At 67.1% G+C, this 13,451-nt stretch carries 14 protein-coding genes; 10 read left to right on the top strand and 4 right to left on the bottom strand.

The features are described 5' to 3' along the window. Window positions 1–112: 112 nt before the first annotated feature. On the bottom strand, window positions 113–2,449 hold the full coding sequence (locus tag TSH20_RS14615; RefSeq protein ID WP_109075421.1) for a xanthine dehydrogenase family protein molybdopterin-binding subunit: 2,337 nt from the start codon (window positions 2,447–2,449) through the stop codon (window positions 113–115). A 200-nt stretch (window positions 2,450–2,649) separates the two neighbouring features. On the opposite strand from TSH20_RS14615, the gene TSH20_RS14620 reads away from it, so the two are divergent. The 3 genes from TSH20_RS14620 to TSH20_RS14630 all read left to right on the top strand — a co-directional run bounded on the left by TSH20_RS14620 (window position 2,650) and on the right by TSH20_RS14630 (window position 4,998). Next, entirely contained in the window at window positions 2,650–3,384 is a 735-nt protein-coding gene (locus tag TSH20_RS14620) for an SOS response-associated peptidase (RefSeq protein WP_109075422.1), read from the top strand. Further along, entirely contained in the window at window positions 3,362–3,940 is a 579-nt protein-coding gene (locus TSH20_RS14625) for a thermonuclease family protein (protein ID WP_109075423.1), read from the top strand. Before TSH20_RS14620 ends, TSH20_RS14625 begins: the two co-directional genes overlap by 23 nt. Window positions 3,941–4,197: 257 nt before the next feature. Then, window positions 4,198–4,998 carry a response regulator gene (locus TSH20_RS14630; protein WP_109075424.1) on the top strand — a complete coding sequence of 267 codons (801 nt, stop codon included), beginning with the start codon at window positions 4,198–4,200 and terminating at the stop codon, window positions 4,996–4,998. Window positions 4,999–5,107: 109 nt separating this feature from the next. Here the strand turns inward: TSH20_RS14630 and TSH20_RS14635 are convergent, their stop codons facing one another. Next, window positions 5,108–5,365 (bottom strand): GlsB/YeaQ/YmgE family stress response membrane protein, encoded by a 258-nt coding sequence (locus TSH20_RS14635; RefSeq protein ID WP_109075425.1) that lies wholly within the window; start codon window positions 5,363–5,365, stop codon window positions 5,108–5,110. Window positions 5,366–5,579: 214 nt separating this feature from the next. Here TSH20_RS14635 and TSH20_RS14640 point away from each other — a divergent pair, with 214 nt between their 5' ends. Next, window positions 5,580–6,020, top strand: a complete 441-nt coding sequence (locus TSH20_RS14640) for a hypothetical protein (RefSeq protein ID WP_109075426.1) — start codon at window positions 5,580–5,582, stop codon at window positions 6,018–6,020. Window positions 6,021–6,134: 114 nt separating this feature from the next. Here the strand turns inward: TSH20_RS14640 and rpe are convergent, their stop codons facing one another. Continuing rightward, on the bottom strand, window positions 6,135–6,788 hold the full coding sequence (rpe, locus tag TSH20_RS14645; RefSeq protein WP_109075427.1) for a ribulose-phosphate 3-epimerase: 654 nt from the start codon (window positions 6,786–6,788) through the stop codon (window positions 6,135–6,137). A gap of 218 nt (window positions 6,789–7,006) precedes the next feature. On the opposite strand from rpe, the gene modA reads away from it, so the two are divergent. From modA to modC, 3 genes are read left to right on the top strand one after another with little or no spacing between them, the layout of a single operon-like run. After that, window positions 7,007–7,816, top strand: a complete 810-nt coding sequence (gene modA, locus TSH20_RS14650; protein ID WP_109075428.1) for a molybdate ABC transporter substrate-binding protein — start codon at window positions 7,007–7,009, stop codon at window positions 7,814–7,816. Between the two features lie 10 nt (window positions 7,817–7,826). Next, on the top strand, window positions 7,827–8,522 hold the full coding sequence (modB, locus tag TSH20_RS14655) for a molybdate ABC transporter permease subunit (protein WP_109075429.1): 696 nt from the start codon (window positions 7,827–7,829) through the stop codon (window positions 8,520–8,522). Between the two features lie 2 nt (window positions 8,523–8,524). Next, window positions 8,525–9,646, top strand: coding sequence for a molybdenum ABC transporter ATP-binding protein (gene modC, locus TSH20_RS14660; protein ID WP_109075430.1), 1,122 nt, complete (start codon window positions 8,525–8,527; stop codon window positions 9,644–9,646). Window positions 9,647–9,665: 19 nt separating this feature from the next. On the opposite strand, the gene TSH20_RS34965 is transcribed toward modC, so the two are convergent. Beyond that, window positions 9,666–9,977, bottom strand: a complete 312-nt coding sequence (locus tag TSH20_RS34965) for a hypothetical protein (protein WP_158282000.1) — start codon at window positions 9,975–9,977, stop codon at window positions 9,666–9,668. Window positions 9,978–10,335: 358 nt separating this feature from the next. Between TSH20_RS34965 and TSH20_RS14675 the strand changes: the two genes are divergently transcribed. The 3 genes from TSH20_RS14675 (at window position 10,336) to TSH20_RS14685 (ending at window position 13,441) form a co-directional block, all read left to right on the top strand. Further along, window positions 10,336–10,707, top strand: a complete 372-nt coding sequence (locus tag TSH20_RS14675) for a septum formation initiator family protein (protein WP_199231991.1) — start codon at window positions 10,336–10,338, stop codon at window positions 10,705–10,707. A 194-nt stretch (window positions 10,708–10,901) separates the two neighbouring features. Beyond that, window positions 10,902–11,921, top strand: coding sequence for a pyruvate dehydrogenase (acetyl-transferring) E1 component subunit alpha (pdhA, locus tag TSH20_RS14680; protein WP_109075431.1), 1,020 nt, complete (start codon window positions 10,902–10,904; stop codon window positions 11,919–11,921). 116 nt (window positions 11,922–12,037) lie between these two features. Continuing rightward, window positions 12,038–13,441, top strand: coding sequence for a pyruvate dehydrogenase complex E1 component subunit beta (locus tag TSH20_RS14685; RefSeq protein ID WP_109075432.1), 1,404 nt, complete (start codon window positions 12,038–12,040; stop codon window positions 13,439–13,441). The last annotated feature ends 10 nt before the right edge of the window (window positions 13,442–13,451 follow it).

Raw genomic sequence — 13,451 nt, forward strand, 5'->3', positions numbered from 1 at the left:
CATCGCCCTACCCCTGTCGGATCAGAATTGCACTTTTAGGTAAGGAACAATGCCATGGATTTCATCAGACGGAGGTGTGGCAAGTGCCACACCTTCCGGTTAGGACTTTCCCCTATTCCGCCGCCATGCGGGTTTCGGCGTTGCGGATCGCTGCCCACACCGATTCCGGCGTCGCCGGCATGTCGATGTGGGTGATGCCGAGTTCGGACAACGCATCGACCACCGCATTGATGATGGCCGGCGGCGCGCCGATGGCCCCGGCCTCGCCGGCGCCCTTCATGCCGAGCATGTTGGTGGTGCTGGGCACGCTGTTCAGCTTCACCTCGATCGGCGGCATGTCGACCGCCCGCGGCATCTGGTAGTCCATGAAGGAGCCGGACAGCAGCTGCCCGTTGTCGGGATCAAACACCACCCGCTCCTGCAGCGCCTGACCCAGCCCCTGCGCCACGCCGCCATGGATCTGGCCGATCACCAGCATCGGATTGATGACCGTGCCGAAATCGTCGACGACGCTGTAGCGCAGCACCTCGACGATGCCGGTGGCGGGGTCGATCTCCACCTCCGCGATGTGGCAGCCGTTGGGGAAGGTGCTGGCCGGCGGGGTCCAGCGCGCCATCTCGGAGAAGGCGATGCCGCCGCTGCCGCCCGCCGCCGCCTTGGCCGCCACCTCCTTCAGCGATACCGAGCGGTCGGTGCCGACGATGGTGAAGCGGCCGTCGGCGAACTCCACGTCCACCTCGGCGGTTTCCAGCAGGTCGGCGGCGACCGTGGTCGCGGTCTTCACCACCTTGGCCGCCCCCTCCGCCAGCGCCGAGCCGCCGACCGGAACTGAACGCGAGCCGCCGGTGCCGGCGCCCCAGCTGACGCGGTCGGTGTCGCCCTGCACCACTTCCACATCTTCAGGCGGGACGCCCAGCCGGTCGGCGAGGATCTGCTTGTAGGCGGTCTCGTGGCCCTGGCCGTTGGTCTGGGTGCCGATCATCAGCACCACCTTGCCGTCGCCGTTGACCTGGACGGTCGCCTGCTCCGGCCCGCCGCCCGAGCAGGCCTCGATGTAGGTGGACAGCCCGGCGCCGCGCAGCTTGCCGCGGGCCTTCGCCTCCGCCTTGCGGGCGGGCAGGCCGGCCATGTCGGCGAGGATCAGGCCGTCTTCCAGATTCTGGACGAACTCGCCGGTGTCGTAGACCTGCCCCATCGGCGTGGCATAGGGCATGGCGGTCGGCGGGATGAAGTTGCGCCGCCGGATCTCCGCCGGGCCGAGGCCGGTGACGCGGCCGGCATGGTCGATCAGCCGTTCCAGCAGATAGGCCGCTTCCGGACGGCCGGCGCCACGATAGGCGTCCACCGGCTGGGTGTTGGTGAAGACGCCCTTCACCCGCACATAGACGGCCGGAGTCTTATAGGAGCCGACCAGCATCGCCGATCCGGCATCGGTCGGGATGAAGGGACCGTAGTTGGACAGATAGGCGCCGAGATTGGCGACGGTATCGACCCGCAGGCCCAGGAAATGGCCGTCGGCGTCGAGCGCCAGCCGCGCCTTGCTGACATGGTCGCGGCCGTGGTCGTCGCTGATGAAGCCCTCGATCCGGTCGGCGGCCCATTTGACCGCGCGGTTCAGCCGGCGGGCGGCGAACAGACAGGCGACATATTCCGGGTAGTTGAACAGCTTCATGCCGAAGCCGCCGCCGACGTCGGTGGTCAGCACGCGGATGCGCTGCTCGGGCTCGTTCAGGATCTTGGCGAACTGCTTCTGCAGGCCGTGGACACCCTGGCTGGTGACGTAGATCAGCAAACGGCCAGGACCGCCGTCGGCACCCGGTTCGACACCGGCGACGCAGGCGCGGCCTTCCATCGGGTTGGCGACGACGCGGTTGTTGACCAGTTCCAGCTCGACGACGCGGTGGGCGCCGGAGAGGGCGGCCTCGACCGCCGCCTCGTCGCCGGTATCCCAGTCGAAGCAGAGGTTGTTCGGCGCCTCGTCCCACACCAGCGGCCGGCCGGGCTCCAGCGCCGCCAGCGTGCCGGTGACGGGCTCGCGATCCTCGTAGTCGACCATCACCAGTTCGGCGGCCTCGCGCGCGGCCTCCAGCGTTTCGGCGACCACCATGGCGACCGGATCGCCGACATGGCGGGCGAAGCCGCGGACCAGCGCCGGTCGCGGGGTGCGGACATAGTTCGACCCGTCGCGCTGCTTCAGCACCGCCTGACAGGGGATCATGCCGACATTTTCGGCGTCGAGATCGGCGATGGTGTAGACCGCCAGCACGCCGGGCTGGGCCAGCGCGTCCGATGTGTCTATGGCGCCGATGGCGGCGAAGGCATGGGGCGAGCGGACGAAGGCCGCATAGGCCTGTCCAGGGAGAGACACGTCGTCGGTGTAGCGGCCGCCGCCGGTCAGCAGCCGGGCGTCTTCGGTGCGCGGAACCGCCTGTCCGATGCCGAACTTCATGGGTGAACTCCCGCCTTCCGGTTCGATGCGATTGTTGTGCCCCGCGAAGATAGGCCGGCTTAAGCGTCAGGGAAACCCCGACGGGCGACATGGGTGACGGTTGTCCGCTGCAAGGATTGTCGGCCGGACTCACCGAATCAGGGGGAATGCGGCTGGCGCGAGTGGCTTCTGAGGGCCATATTCGGGGCATGTGTGGACGCATGCTTCTCACCACCCCGGTCAGCGAGGTCCAGCGCCTGTTCGGCGTGCCCGAACGGCCGAACCTGATGCCGCGGTGGAATATCGCCCCGACGCAGGATATCCCCGTCATCCGTCGCGAGGAGGACGGCCGCCATCTGGCGATGGTCCGCTGGGGACTGGTGCCGCCCTGGGCCGACGATCCCGCCATAGGCGGGCGGATGATCAACGCGCGCGGCGAATCGGTGGCCGACAAGCCGGCCTTCCGCGATGCCTTCCGCAAGCGCCGCTGCCTGGTCCCGCTGGACGGATTCTATGAATGGACCAGCGTGGGGGAGGGGGCGAAGCCGCGCAAGCAGGGCCACGTCATCCGCCGCCGCGACCGCGGCCTGTTCGCGCTGGCCGGATTGTGGGAGCGCTGGCGCGGGCCGAAGGGCGCGCCGCCGCTCGATCCGCCTCTGGAAACCGCGACGGTGGTGACGACGGCGACCAACGCGACGCTGTCCTTCCTGCACGACCGCATGCCGGTGGTGCTCGACCCCGCCGACTGGGATGCATGGCTCGATCCGGCGACCCCGCTGCCGGTGCTGGAGGGGCTGATCCGCTCCGCGCCGGAAGAGTGGCTGGACGTGGTGCCGGTGGGGCCGAAGGTGAACAGCGTGCGGAACGACGACTGCTCCTGCCTGGATCCGCCGCAGGAACCCGCTCCGGCCAAGGCGAAGGACAAGCCGGGCGATGACCAGTCGAGCCTGTTCTGACGCGATGCTGAGGGCGGTGCTGCTGGCGGCGTCGCTCGCCCTGGCGGGACCGGCCGCGGCGCAGACCAATCAAACGGCCAAGGGGCAGGCGGCCAAGGGGCGCGGCCCCATCGCCAACACGCCGGACCAGACCATCAAGGGCACCGCCATGGCGGTGGAGGGCGACCTGCTGACCATCAACGGCACGGCGGTCCGGCTGATGGGCATCGATGCGCCGGATCCGGGGCAGAAATGCAAGAACCGGTACGGCCACGAGTTGGACTGCTTCAAGGTCGCCACCGCCGTGCTCTCCAATATGATGAAGGGAGAGGAGGTGACCTGCACCGTCACCGAACAGGACCGCACGGGCGAGAAGAAGGGAGAATGCCGTGTGCGCGGCGTCGATCTGGGGGCGGCGATGGTGTCGCGCGGCTGGGCCTTTCAGTATGCCAGCCTGTCGCCGGCCTATCAGAAGGGCGAGGCCTATGCCCAGAGCAAGCGCATGGGGCTGTGGGCCGGGCAGGTGGAAAAGCCCTGGCAATGGCGCAGCCGGCAGCTTCGCGAGAACGCCAAGTGAGATGAACCAGCCCTTTGACCAATCGGATTCGGTCGGCCCTGATCGTTGGGGCTTGATCATCGGTTGTCGGCCGGCACCCCCATTTCCCATTCGACCGCCACGCTGCCCATGATAGGATTCGTCGACGACGAAGGACGATCTCAAAACCTGGTTTATGGCCTGACACGATTCGGCAGGGTCGGCGCGTTTCCCCGGTGAACGGTTCGAGAGGCGCGGTTCCAGAGCGGCAACTCCCGTCGGGGAGCGGAGTCACGGGTATGCTCGTTTACGAATGCGAATTGTTCGAGGTGGTTCCGGTGCTGCGCCGCTATGCGCGGGCGCTGACCGGCACGACCGACCGTGGCGACGCGCTTGTGACCCGCTGTGTCGAGGCGGCGATGATGGCGCCCTCGCGCTTCGGTCTGGATCGTGGCGGCGACGGGGCGTTGCTGCCGATGTACGCGCTGTTGAACCTGCTGTTCGACCGGTCGGAGGATTTCGGCCCGCCGGGCCGGCCGCTTCCCTCGCCCCACCCCATCGAACGCGCCCTTACCGAACTGTCAGAGGTCGACCGCCGTCTGTATCTGCTGACCGCGCTGGAAGGGCTGAGCCTGCCGCAGGCGGCGAAGGTGCTGCAACTGCGGCCGGGGGAGGCGATCGAGAGGTTGAAGACCGCCCGTGCGTGGGTGCGCGGTGCCATGATCCAGCGGGTGATGGTGGTGGAGGACAACGCCATCCTGGCGATGGAACTGGGGGCGCTGGTCGCCGAGATGGGGCATGTCGTCTGCGGGACCGCTGGTAACGAGCCCGAGGCGCTCGCCCTGATGAAGGCGGAAAGGCCGACGCTGGCCCTGCTGGACGTCCGGCTGGCCGATGGCGGCAGTGGGATCGAGATCGCGCGGCGGCTGAAGCGCGTGCGTGAACTGCGCGCCATCTTCGTCACCGCCTTCGACGACGACATCGAAGCCGGCGATGCCCGCCATCTGGGGCAGATCGTCCGCAAGCCCTTCACCAATGCCGGCATCCAGGCCGCCATCTCCCGCGCCATCTTCATGCCGCAGCCGGTGGCGCTGGTTTGATCCGCTCCGAAATGAAAAAGGGACCGCCGGCCGTCCGGTGGTCCCCTTATCTTGTCTGGCTATGTCTTGTCCGGCTTTCAGGCAAGCCGGCGTGTTCCGCTGCCGTCGCTTAGACCGTCGTCCGGCGGCCGGCGATCATGCGGTAGATGGCCAGGATGATGATCGCGCCGACGATCGCGCCGATGAATCCCGCTCCCTCGCCCGGCCGGTACCAGCCGACGGCGGCACCCAGATACGTCGCGACGAAAGCGCCGGCGATGCCCAGCAGGGTGGTGATGATGAAGCCGCCCGGATCGCGACCCGGCATCAGGAACTTGGCGACGATGCCGGCGATAAAGCCGATGATGATCGTCCAGAGAATGCCCATGGTGATTTCCCTTCCGTTGCGGGACCGTCTTCCCATGCCCAATAACGGGCAGAGACGCATTTGGTTCTCGCCGATGCGTGATCTTTTAGGGTGCCTCGCCTTTGGGTATCCGAAACACGACCGGGAACCTTTCCGGTGCCGGCCATGTTCTCCGCATCACGTTTCCGACGCTGCACTGCGGTGCCGCCACGGACGACTGTTTAGGAGATGCGTTATGAACAAGACCTTCATTTTCACCGCTGTGGGTGCCGTTCTGCTGTCGACCGGCGCGATGGCCCAGTTGGCCGGTTCCGCGACGACGCCGCAGGCCGGCTCCAGCTACACGGTGGGCTCGACGACCGGCGTGCCGCCGCTGAGCGCGCCGGCCCGCGGCCTGCCGTTGACCGACACCGCGCAGGGCGGCAAGGTCGTCGTGCTGGGCGAGAGCATCGGCGAACGCCAGCTGGCCGAACGGCAGCGGGCGGAGAGCATGACCCCGCCAGTCACCTATTCCGGGTCGAGCGCCGGGACCTACGGCTACAGCAACTCCGGTTCGAGCTATACCGCTCCCAGCTATGCCGCTCCGAGCTATTCCGGGACCGGATCGCAGACGGAAGGCAACATGAGCACGCGCGGCATGACTGGCGGTGCGCCCTATACGCCGCCGACCCGCTGACGAGAGCTGCGGCCGGGTTGGTGACCATTCCGGCCTGAATCGAAGCGGCCCCGCAACGCTCCTCCCATCCGGGGGAGCATTGCGGGGCCGTTTGCGTTTATTCGAACTGTTCGTTCAGCGCAGCGCGCGGATGTTGGCGGCATACTGGTCCGGACCGCCGGTGAAGGTGGCGGTACCGGCGACCAGCACGTCGGCGCCGGCCTCGATCGCCAGACGGGCGGTCTCCGGGTTGATGCCGCCGTCCACCTCCAGGTCGATCTGCTTGCCGAGCGCGTCGATGCGGGCACGCAGGTCGCGGATTTTCGGAAGCTGGCTCTTGATGAAGCTCTGGCCGCCGAAGCCGGGGTTCACCGTCATCACCAGCACGAGGTCGATGTCCTCCAGCACATGCTGGATGGCGTCCACCGGGGTAGCCGGGTTCAGCGAGACGCCGGCCTTCTTGCCCAGCGACTTGATCAGCTGGATGGTGCGGTGCAGGTGCGGGCCGGCCTCCGGATGGACGGTGATGATGTCGGCGCCGGCCTTGGCGAAGTCCGGAATGAACAGGTCCACCGGCGAAATCATCAGGTGGACGTCGAAGACCTTGGCGGAATGCGGACGCAGCGCCTTCACCACGCCCGGCCCGATGGTGAGGTTCGGCACGAAATGGCCGTCCATCACGTCGATGTGGATGTAGTCGGCGCCGGCGGCGTCGACCGCGCGGACCTCCTCGCCTAGCCGGGCGAAATCGGCGGAGAGAATCGAGGGGGAAATCTTCACGGCGCGCATGGGGCTTTCCTGGTGCGGGAGGGGGAGCGGGAAGTGGTTATGAAACTGGTCCGATCAGCCGCACTTCCTATCACGGGGCCGCAACGCAAGTCATGACATGATGCGGATGGCCGCCATGCCTCCATGGTGCGGATTGCACCGTTTACGCTTTACCGCAACCGCGAAGCGTTGTATCCGTTGGAATATAAGCGAAGCGATGAGTTCGGCAGGAGGTGGCGATGGTCGGTTTGAATGGGACGTTCGAGCGTCGCGTATTCACGGCGGCGGTTTCGGCAGTCGTGCTGGGCATCGGACTGACGGTCACCGCCCCGGCGGCGATGGCGCAGGACGTGCTGGTCCTGGCGGCGGCCTCGACCAAGAATGCGGTCGAAAAGCTGGCGTCCCAGTTCAAGGCGAAGACCGGCAATAGCGTGACGTCGTCCTTCGCCGCCTCGTCTGCGCTGGCCAAGCAGATCGAGAATGGCGCCCCGGCCGACATCTTCATCTCGGCCGATCTCGACTGGATGGACTATCTGCAGAAGCGCGATCTCATCAAGACCGACAGCCGGGTGAACTTGCTGGGCAACGAGCTGGTGGCGGTGGTGCCGAAAGGCTCGCCCCTGAAGCCCGACCTCTCCAAGGGCGGCAAGCTGGCGGACCAGTTGGGCGACGGGCGGCTCGCCACCGGTGACCCGTCGAACGTTCCGGTCGGGAAGTACGCCAAGGCGGCGCTGGAGACGCTGGGGCAATGGACGGCGGTCGAACCGAAGCTGGCGCGGGCCGACAGCGTGCGCGCCGCGCTGGTGCTGGTCAGCCGTGGCGAGGTGCCGCTGGGCATCGTCTATCGCACCGACGCCGCCATCGATCCGGGGGTGGAGGTCGCCGCGGCCTTCCCGCCCGACAGCTATCCGGCCATCACCTATCCGGCGGCCCTGGCGGCATCGTCGAAGAGTCCGGCGGGGGTGGCCTTCCTCGACTACATGAAATCGCCGGACGGCATGGCGGTGTGGAAGGAATTCGGCTTCGTTCCGGCACCCAAGGCGCCGTAAGCTCTGCCGCATGGAACTCCTGACGCCGATGGAAACCACCGCGTTGCTGCTGAGCCTGCGTGTCGCGGGCGTCGCCATCGCGTTGGGTTTGCCGGTGGCCGTGCTCGCCGCCTGGGTGCTCGGCCGTTATTCCTTTCCGGGCAAGACGCTGGTCGATGGGCTGGTGCATCTGCCGCTGGTCCTGCCGCCCGTGGTCACCGGCTATATCCTGCTGGTGACGATGGGGACCAAGGGAGTGGTCGGCGGCTGGCTCTACCAGACCTTCGGCATCAAGCTGATCTTCACGGCGGAGGGCGCGTCGCTGGCGGTGGCGGTGACCTCCTTTCCGCTGATGGTGCGGGCGATCCGCCTGTCGGTGGAGGCCATCGACGGCGGGCTGGAGGCGGCGGCGCGCACGCTGGGCGCCGGGCCGGTCGATCGCTTCTTCACCATCCTGCTGCCGCTGATGGCGCCCGGCCTGCTGTCCGGCGCCATCGTCGCCTTCGCCGCCGCGATGGGCGAGTTCGGGGCGGTCATCACCTTCGTTTCCAACATCCCCGGCAAGACGCAGACGCTGCCGCTGGCGATCTATGCCGCGACGCAGGAACCGGGCGGCGACGCGGTTGCGGCGCGGCTGGCGACGATCTCCTTCGGCGTGGCGTTGCTGGCGCTGATGCTGTCGGAGTTTCTGGCGAACCGGGTTCGCCGCCTGATCGGGCAGGTCTGACCATGCTCGACCTGCACATCCGCCAGACCCTGGGCGCCTTCACGCTCGACATCGCCTTCACCGCGGAGGAGCGCGGGGTGACGGCGCTGTTCGGCCGCTCCGGTTCCGGCAAGACGTCGGTCATCAATGCGATTGCCGGGCTGAGGCGGCCCGACGCCGGGCATATCCGCATCGGCGACACCGTGTTCTTCGACAGCGCACGGCGCATCGACGTGCCGGTGGAAAGGCGGCGCATCGGCTATGTCTTCCAGGAATCGCGGCTGTTCCCGCACATGACGGTACGCAGCAACCTGGAGTACGGGCTGCGCCGTGTGCCTGCCGGGGAGCGGCGCATCGCCTTCGAGCCGGTGGTGGAGTTGCTGGGGCTGGGCCATCTGCTGGACCGCCGGCCGCGTGGCCTATCCGGTGGTGAAAAACAGCGGGTTGCCTTCGGCCGCGCCCTGCTGGCACAGCCGCGCCTGCTGCTGATGGACGAGCCGATGGCCTCGCTCGACGCCGCCCGCAAGGCGGAGATCATGCCCTATATCGAGCGGCTGCGCGACGAGATGAACATCCCCATCGTCCTGGTCAGCCACGCGCTGGACGAGGTGGTGCGGCTCGCCACCACGATGGTGCTGATCGCGGAGGGCAGGGTGCGTGCGGCCGGACCGGTGGGCGCGGTGATGGGCCGGCTCGACCTGTCGGCGGTGACCGGTGCGCATGATGCCGGTGCGGTGCTGGACCTGACGGTCGAGCGCCATGTTCCGGAGGATGGGCTGTCGGTACTGGCTTTCGACGGCGGGCACCTGACGGTGCCGCAGATCGACCGCCCGCCCGGCGCGGCGGTGCGGCTGCACATCCATGCCCGCGACGTCATCATCGCCTTGCAGCAGCCGAGCGGCGTCAGCCTGCGCAACGCGCTGACCGCAACCGTTGCGAAGGTGGCGGAGTCCGGCCCATCGTCGGCCGACGTGCGGCTGGCGGTGGGCGGCTCGTTCCTGATCGCGCGCATCACGCGGGCGGCCGTGCGTGAACTGGAACTGGTGCCCGGCCGCCCGGTGGTGGCGCTGGTCAAGGGCATCGCCTTCGAACCGGACAGCAGCGGCGAGGCATCGGACCGGCGGAGGCGGGTGGTGGACGTGTGACCGTCCACCACGTCCTGCCTTACTGGCTGCCCGACGGGGTGGGGGAGCCGCCGGTGCTGGCGCCGCCGCCGGCCGAACCGCCGGCCGTCGAGCCACCCGGCGCCGTACGGGTGGCGCCGCTGGTCTCGTTCATCGAATTGCCCGACGTGCCGCCCTGTACCGGAACGCCGGTCGAGGGCGGCGGGACGGTGGTGGAGCCGCTGCTCGACCCGCTGCTGGTGGTCGGGCTGCTCTGGTTCGACGCGTTGGAATTCTGGGCGTTTTGGTCGTCGCAGGCCGCCAGACCCAAAAGCAGGGCGGGCAGGGCCACGATCAGAAACTTGCTGCGCATGGGGTATCGCTCCTCAGCCAGTTGGCGGCGCCGTCGGCGGGACCGGAGGTGCGAAGACGCAATGGACTCGGACCCGGACACAACGGCACCGTGTGGGTCCAAACACGCCACCGCCGGTTTCATTCCATGCACCTTCGCTCTATGCCGGGTGGATGGCTGTACCTATGAGCGGGAGCGTAGCCCGATGGGACGCCCGATTGCCGACGAGAACTTTACGGGAACATGTTGTCGACTTGTGGGTTGGGCGTGACGGATACCCATTACTGGGTTGCGCAAAGATCACGAAGCTTTTGCGACTTGGCTGTTCCATCTTTTTCGTTTGACCGGTGGAAAGCCGCTGTGATTCCATCGTGCCACCATGACGATGATCGCCGACCTCACCGACACGCTCGCCCGCGCCGCCAAAAGCGCGCTCCGCCAAGCAATCATGCCGGCGCTGTGCGCTTGCGTGGTCGCCTACTTCGCCTACTACGCGATCCATGGCGACCGCGGGCTGGTGGCGATGAAGCAGATCCAGGGGGAAATCGCCCAGGCCGAAGAGGTCCTCAACCAACTCCACACCGAGCGGGAGGACATGGAACGGCGCGCCCAGCTGCTGCGCGGCGACGGTCTCGACCGCGACATGCTGGAGGAGCGGGCGCGGCTGATGCTGAATTTCGCTAACCCCCGCGACGTCATCGTCAAGCTTCCCAAACTGGCCGATCCGGAAGGGGCGAGCCAGCAGAAGTAAGGGGATATCAGCCGATTAACCGAATCGCGGTTAATCTGAAATAGCGCTGCAAAAACAGACGTTTGCGCGAGCCCTGAAGCTCGTGTAGTGTGCGCGCCATATTCGCTTCCGGTGCGGGCTCTCGCATGCCCGCAACGCGCGGCGGCAAAAGGTGTTGTCAACGACCTTTGCCGCTTGAACCCTGGGGAGGAATCATGGCCGCGTCCCGACGCCGTTCCACCAAGGCGCAGACCGACACCGCGCCCGCTCAAGCCGTCTCTTCCGAAGAGCTTCTTCATTACTATCGCGAGATGCTGCTGATCCGCCGCTTCGAAGAGAAGGCGGGCCAGCTGTACGGCATGGGCCTGATCGGCGGCTTCTGCCATCTTTACATCGGCCAGGAAGCCGTCGTCGTCGGCGTGCAGGCGGCGCTGAAGGATGGCGACACCGTCATCACCAGCTACCGTGACCACGGCCACATGCTGGCCTGCGGCATGGAAGCCAAGGGCGTGATGGCCGAGCTGACCGGCCGCATTGGGGGCTACTCCAAGGGCAAGGGCGGCTCGATGCACATGTTCAGCCGCGAGAAGAACTTCTACGGCGGCCACGGCATCGTCGGCGGCCAGGTTCCGCTCGGCACCGGTCTGGCCTTCGCGCACAAGTACCTCAATGACGGCGGCGTGTCCGCGGTCTATTGCGGCGACGGCGCCATCAACCAGGGCCAGGTGTACGAGAGCTTCAACATGGCGGCGCTCTGGAAGCTGCCGGTTCTGTTCGTCATCGAGAACAACAAGTACGCCATGGGCACCTCGCAGGAGCGTGCCTCGGCCGGTGAACTGCATCAGCGCGGCGCTGCCTACGGCATCCCCGGCTATCAGGTCAACGGGATGGACGTGCTCGAGGTGAAGGCCGCCGCCGACCAGTGGGTGAACTACATCCGCGAAGGCAACGGCCCGGTCATCCTGGAGATGAAGACCTACCGCTACCGCGGCCACTCCATGTCCGATCCGGCCAAGTACCGGACGAAGGAGGAGGTCGAGAAGATGCGGTCGGAGTCCGATCCCATCGACCAGCTGAAGTCGAAGCTGCTGGCCGGCGGCCATGCCGACGAGGACAAGCTGAAGGAGATCGATCGCGCTGTGAAGGCGATCGTGACCGAATCGGCCGAGTTCGCGCAGCAGAGCCCCGAGCCCGATCCGTCGGAGCTGTGGACCGACATCCTGGTCGAGAGCTGACCGTCGTCCACCGTCTGGTCCTGACGTCAACGAAAAGCAGGAGCGGCGCCAGAGGGACGGGTTGCCCCCATATAGGGAGCGGCAACCGGTTTCCCCGCGCCGCCGGAGGTTGAGGAATGCCGATCGAAGTGCTGATGCCGGCCCTGTCGCCCACCATGACCGAGGGCAAGCTGGCGAAATGGGTCAAGAAGGAAGGCGACACGGTGAAGTCCGGCGACGTGCTCGCCGAGATCGAGACCGACAAGGCCACCATGGAAGTCGAAGCGGTCGATGAAGGCCGCGTCGGCAAGATCCTGGTGCCCGAAGGCACCGACAATGTCGCGGTGAACACCCCCATCGCCATCCTGCTGGAAGAGGGCGAGGACGAGAGCGCGCTGTCCAAGGGCGGCAACGCCCCGGCCGCCGCCGCTCCGGCCAACGCGGCCCCGGCTTCGGAAGAGACCAAGGCCGCCCCGTCGGCGGTGCAGGCTCCGGCGCCGACCGTGCCGGCCGCTCCGGTTTCGGCTCCTGACTCGGACGAGGACAAGTTCTTCGCCAAGACGGTGAAGAAGACGGTCCGCGAGGCGCTCCGTGACGCGATGGCCGAGGAAATGCGCCGTGACGAGAAGGTCTTCGTCATGGGCGAGGAGGTCGCGCAGTACCAGGGCGCCTACAAGGTGACCCAGGGCCTGCTGCAGGAATTCGGCGAGCGTCGCGTCATCGACACGCCCATCACCGAGATCGGCTTCGCCGGTCTGGGCGTCGGTGCCTCCTTCAAGGGGCTGAAGCCGATCGTCGAGTTCATGACCTTCAACTTCGCCATGCAGGCGATCGACCACATCATCAACTCGGCCGCCAAGACGCTGTACATGTCCGGCGGCCAGATGGGCAGTCCGATCGTCTTCCGCGGCCCGAACGGCGCCGCCGCCCGCGTCGCCGCCCAGCATTCGCAGTGCTATGCCTCGTGGTACGCGCATTGCCCGGGCCTGAAGGTGGTCTCGCCCTGGTCGGCGGCCGACGCCAAGGGTCTGCTGAAGGCGGCGATCCGCGATCCGAACCCCGTTGTCTTCCTGGAGAACGAGATTCTCTACGGCCAGAGCTTCGAGGTTCCGGAGGACGAGGAGTTCGTCCTGCCGATCGGCAAGGCCAAGATCGAGCGTCAGGGCAAGGACGTGACGATCACCGCCTTCTCGATCATGGTCGGCCATGCCCTGGCCGCCGCCGAGGAACTGGCGAAGGAAGGCATCGACGCGGAGGTCATCAACCTGCGCACAATCCGTCCGCTGGACACCGCCACCATCGTCAACAGCGTCAAGAAGACCAACCGCCTCGTCTCCGTCGAGGAAGGCTGGCCCTTTGCCGGCATCGGTTCGGAAATGTGCGCGCTGATGATGGAGCAGGCATTCGACTATCTGGACGCGCCGGTGGCCCGCGTGGCCGGCCTGGACGTGCCGATGCCCTACGCCGCCAACCTGGAAAAGCTGGCGCTGCCGCAGGTCGCCGACATCGTCAAGGCCGCCAAGCAAGCCTGCTATCGTTGAGAGGAGGGCT

The sequence above is a fragment of the Azospirillum sp. TSH20 genome (assembly GCF_003115935.1).
Classification (GTDB): Bacteria; Pseudomonadota; Alphaproteobacteria; order Azospirillales; family Azospirillaceae; genus Azospirillum.

Bases quoted from the DNA above. Each gene is read 5' to 3' on its own strand.
- TSH20_RS14615 (WP_109075421.1), bottom strand. From the start codon at position 2,449: ATGAAGTTCGGCATCGGACAGGCGGTTCCGCGCACCGAAGACGCCCGG.
- pdhA (WP_109075431.1), top strand. From the start codon at position 10,902: ATGGCCGCGTCCCGACGCCGTTCCACCAAGGCGCAGACCGACACCGCG.
- modC (WP_109075430.1), top strand. From the start codon at position 8,525: ATGCTCGACCTGCACATCCGCCAGACCCTGGGCGCCTTCACGCTCGAC.
- TSH20_RS14620 (WP_109075422.1), top strand. From the start codon at position 2,650: ATGCTTCTCACCACCCCGGTCAGCGAGGTCCAGCGCCTGTTCGGCGTG.
- TSH20_RS14675 (WP_199231991.1), top strand. From the start codon at position 10,336: ATGACGATGATCGCCGACCTCACCGACACGCTCGCCCGCGCCGCCAAA.
- TSH20_RS14635 (WP_109075425.1), bottom strand. From the start codon at position 5,365: ATGGGCATTCTCTGGACGATCATCATCGGCTTTATCGCCGGCATCGTC.
- modA (WP_109075428.1), top strand. From the start codon at position 7,007: ATGGTCGGTTTGAATGGGACGTTCGAGCGTCGCGTATTCACGGCGGCG.
- rpe (WP_109075427.1), bottom strand. From the start codon at position 6,788: ATGCGCGCCGTGAAGATTTCCCCCTCGATTCTCTCCGCCGATTTCGCC.
- TSH20_RS14630 (WP_109075424.1), top strand. From the start codon at position 4,198: ATGCTCGTTTACGAATGCGAATTGTTCGAGGTGGTTCCGGTGCTGCGC.
- TSH20_RS14640 (WP_109075426.1), top strand. From the start codon at position 5,580: ATGAACAAGACCTTCATTTTCACCGCTGTGGGTGCCGTTCTGCTGTCG.
- TSH20_RS34965 (WP_158282000.1), bottom strand. From the start codon at position 9,977: ATGCGCAGCAAGTTTCTGATCGTGGCCCTGCCCGCCCTGCTTTTGGGT.
- modB (WP_109075429.1), top strand. From the start codon at position 7,827: ATGGAACTCCTGACGCCGATGGAAACCACCGCGTTGCTGCTGAGCCTG.
- TSH20_RS14685 (WP_109075432.1), top strand. From the start codon at position 12,038: ATGCCGATCGAAGTGCTGATGCCGGCCCTGTCGCCCACCATGACCGAG.
- TSH20_RS14625 (WP_109075423.1), top strand. From the start codon at position 3,362: ATGACCAGTCGAGCCTGTTCTGACGCGATGCTGAGGGCGGTGCTGCTG.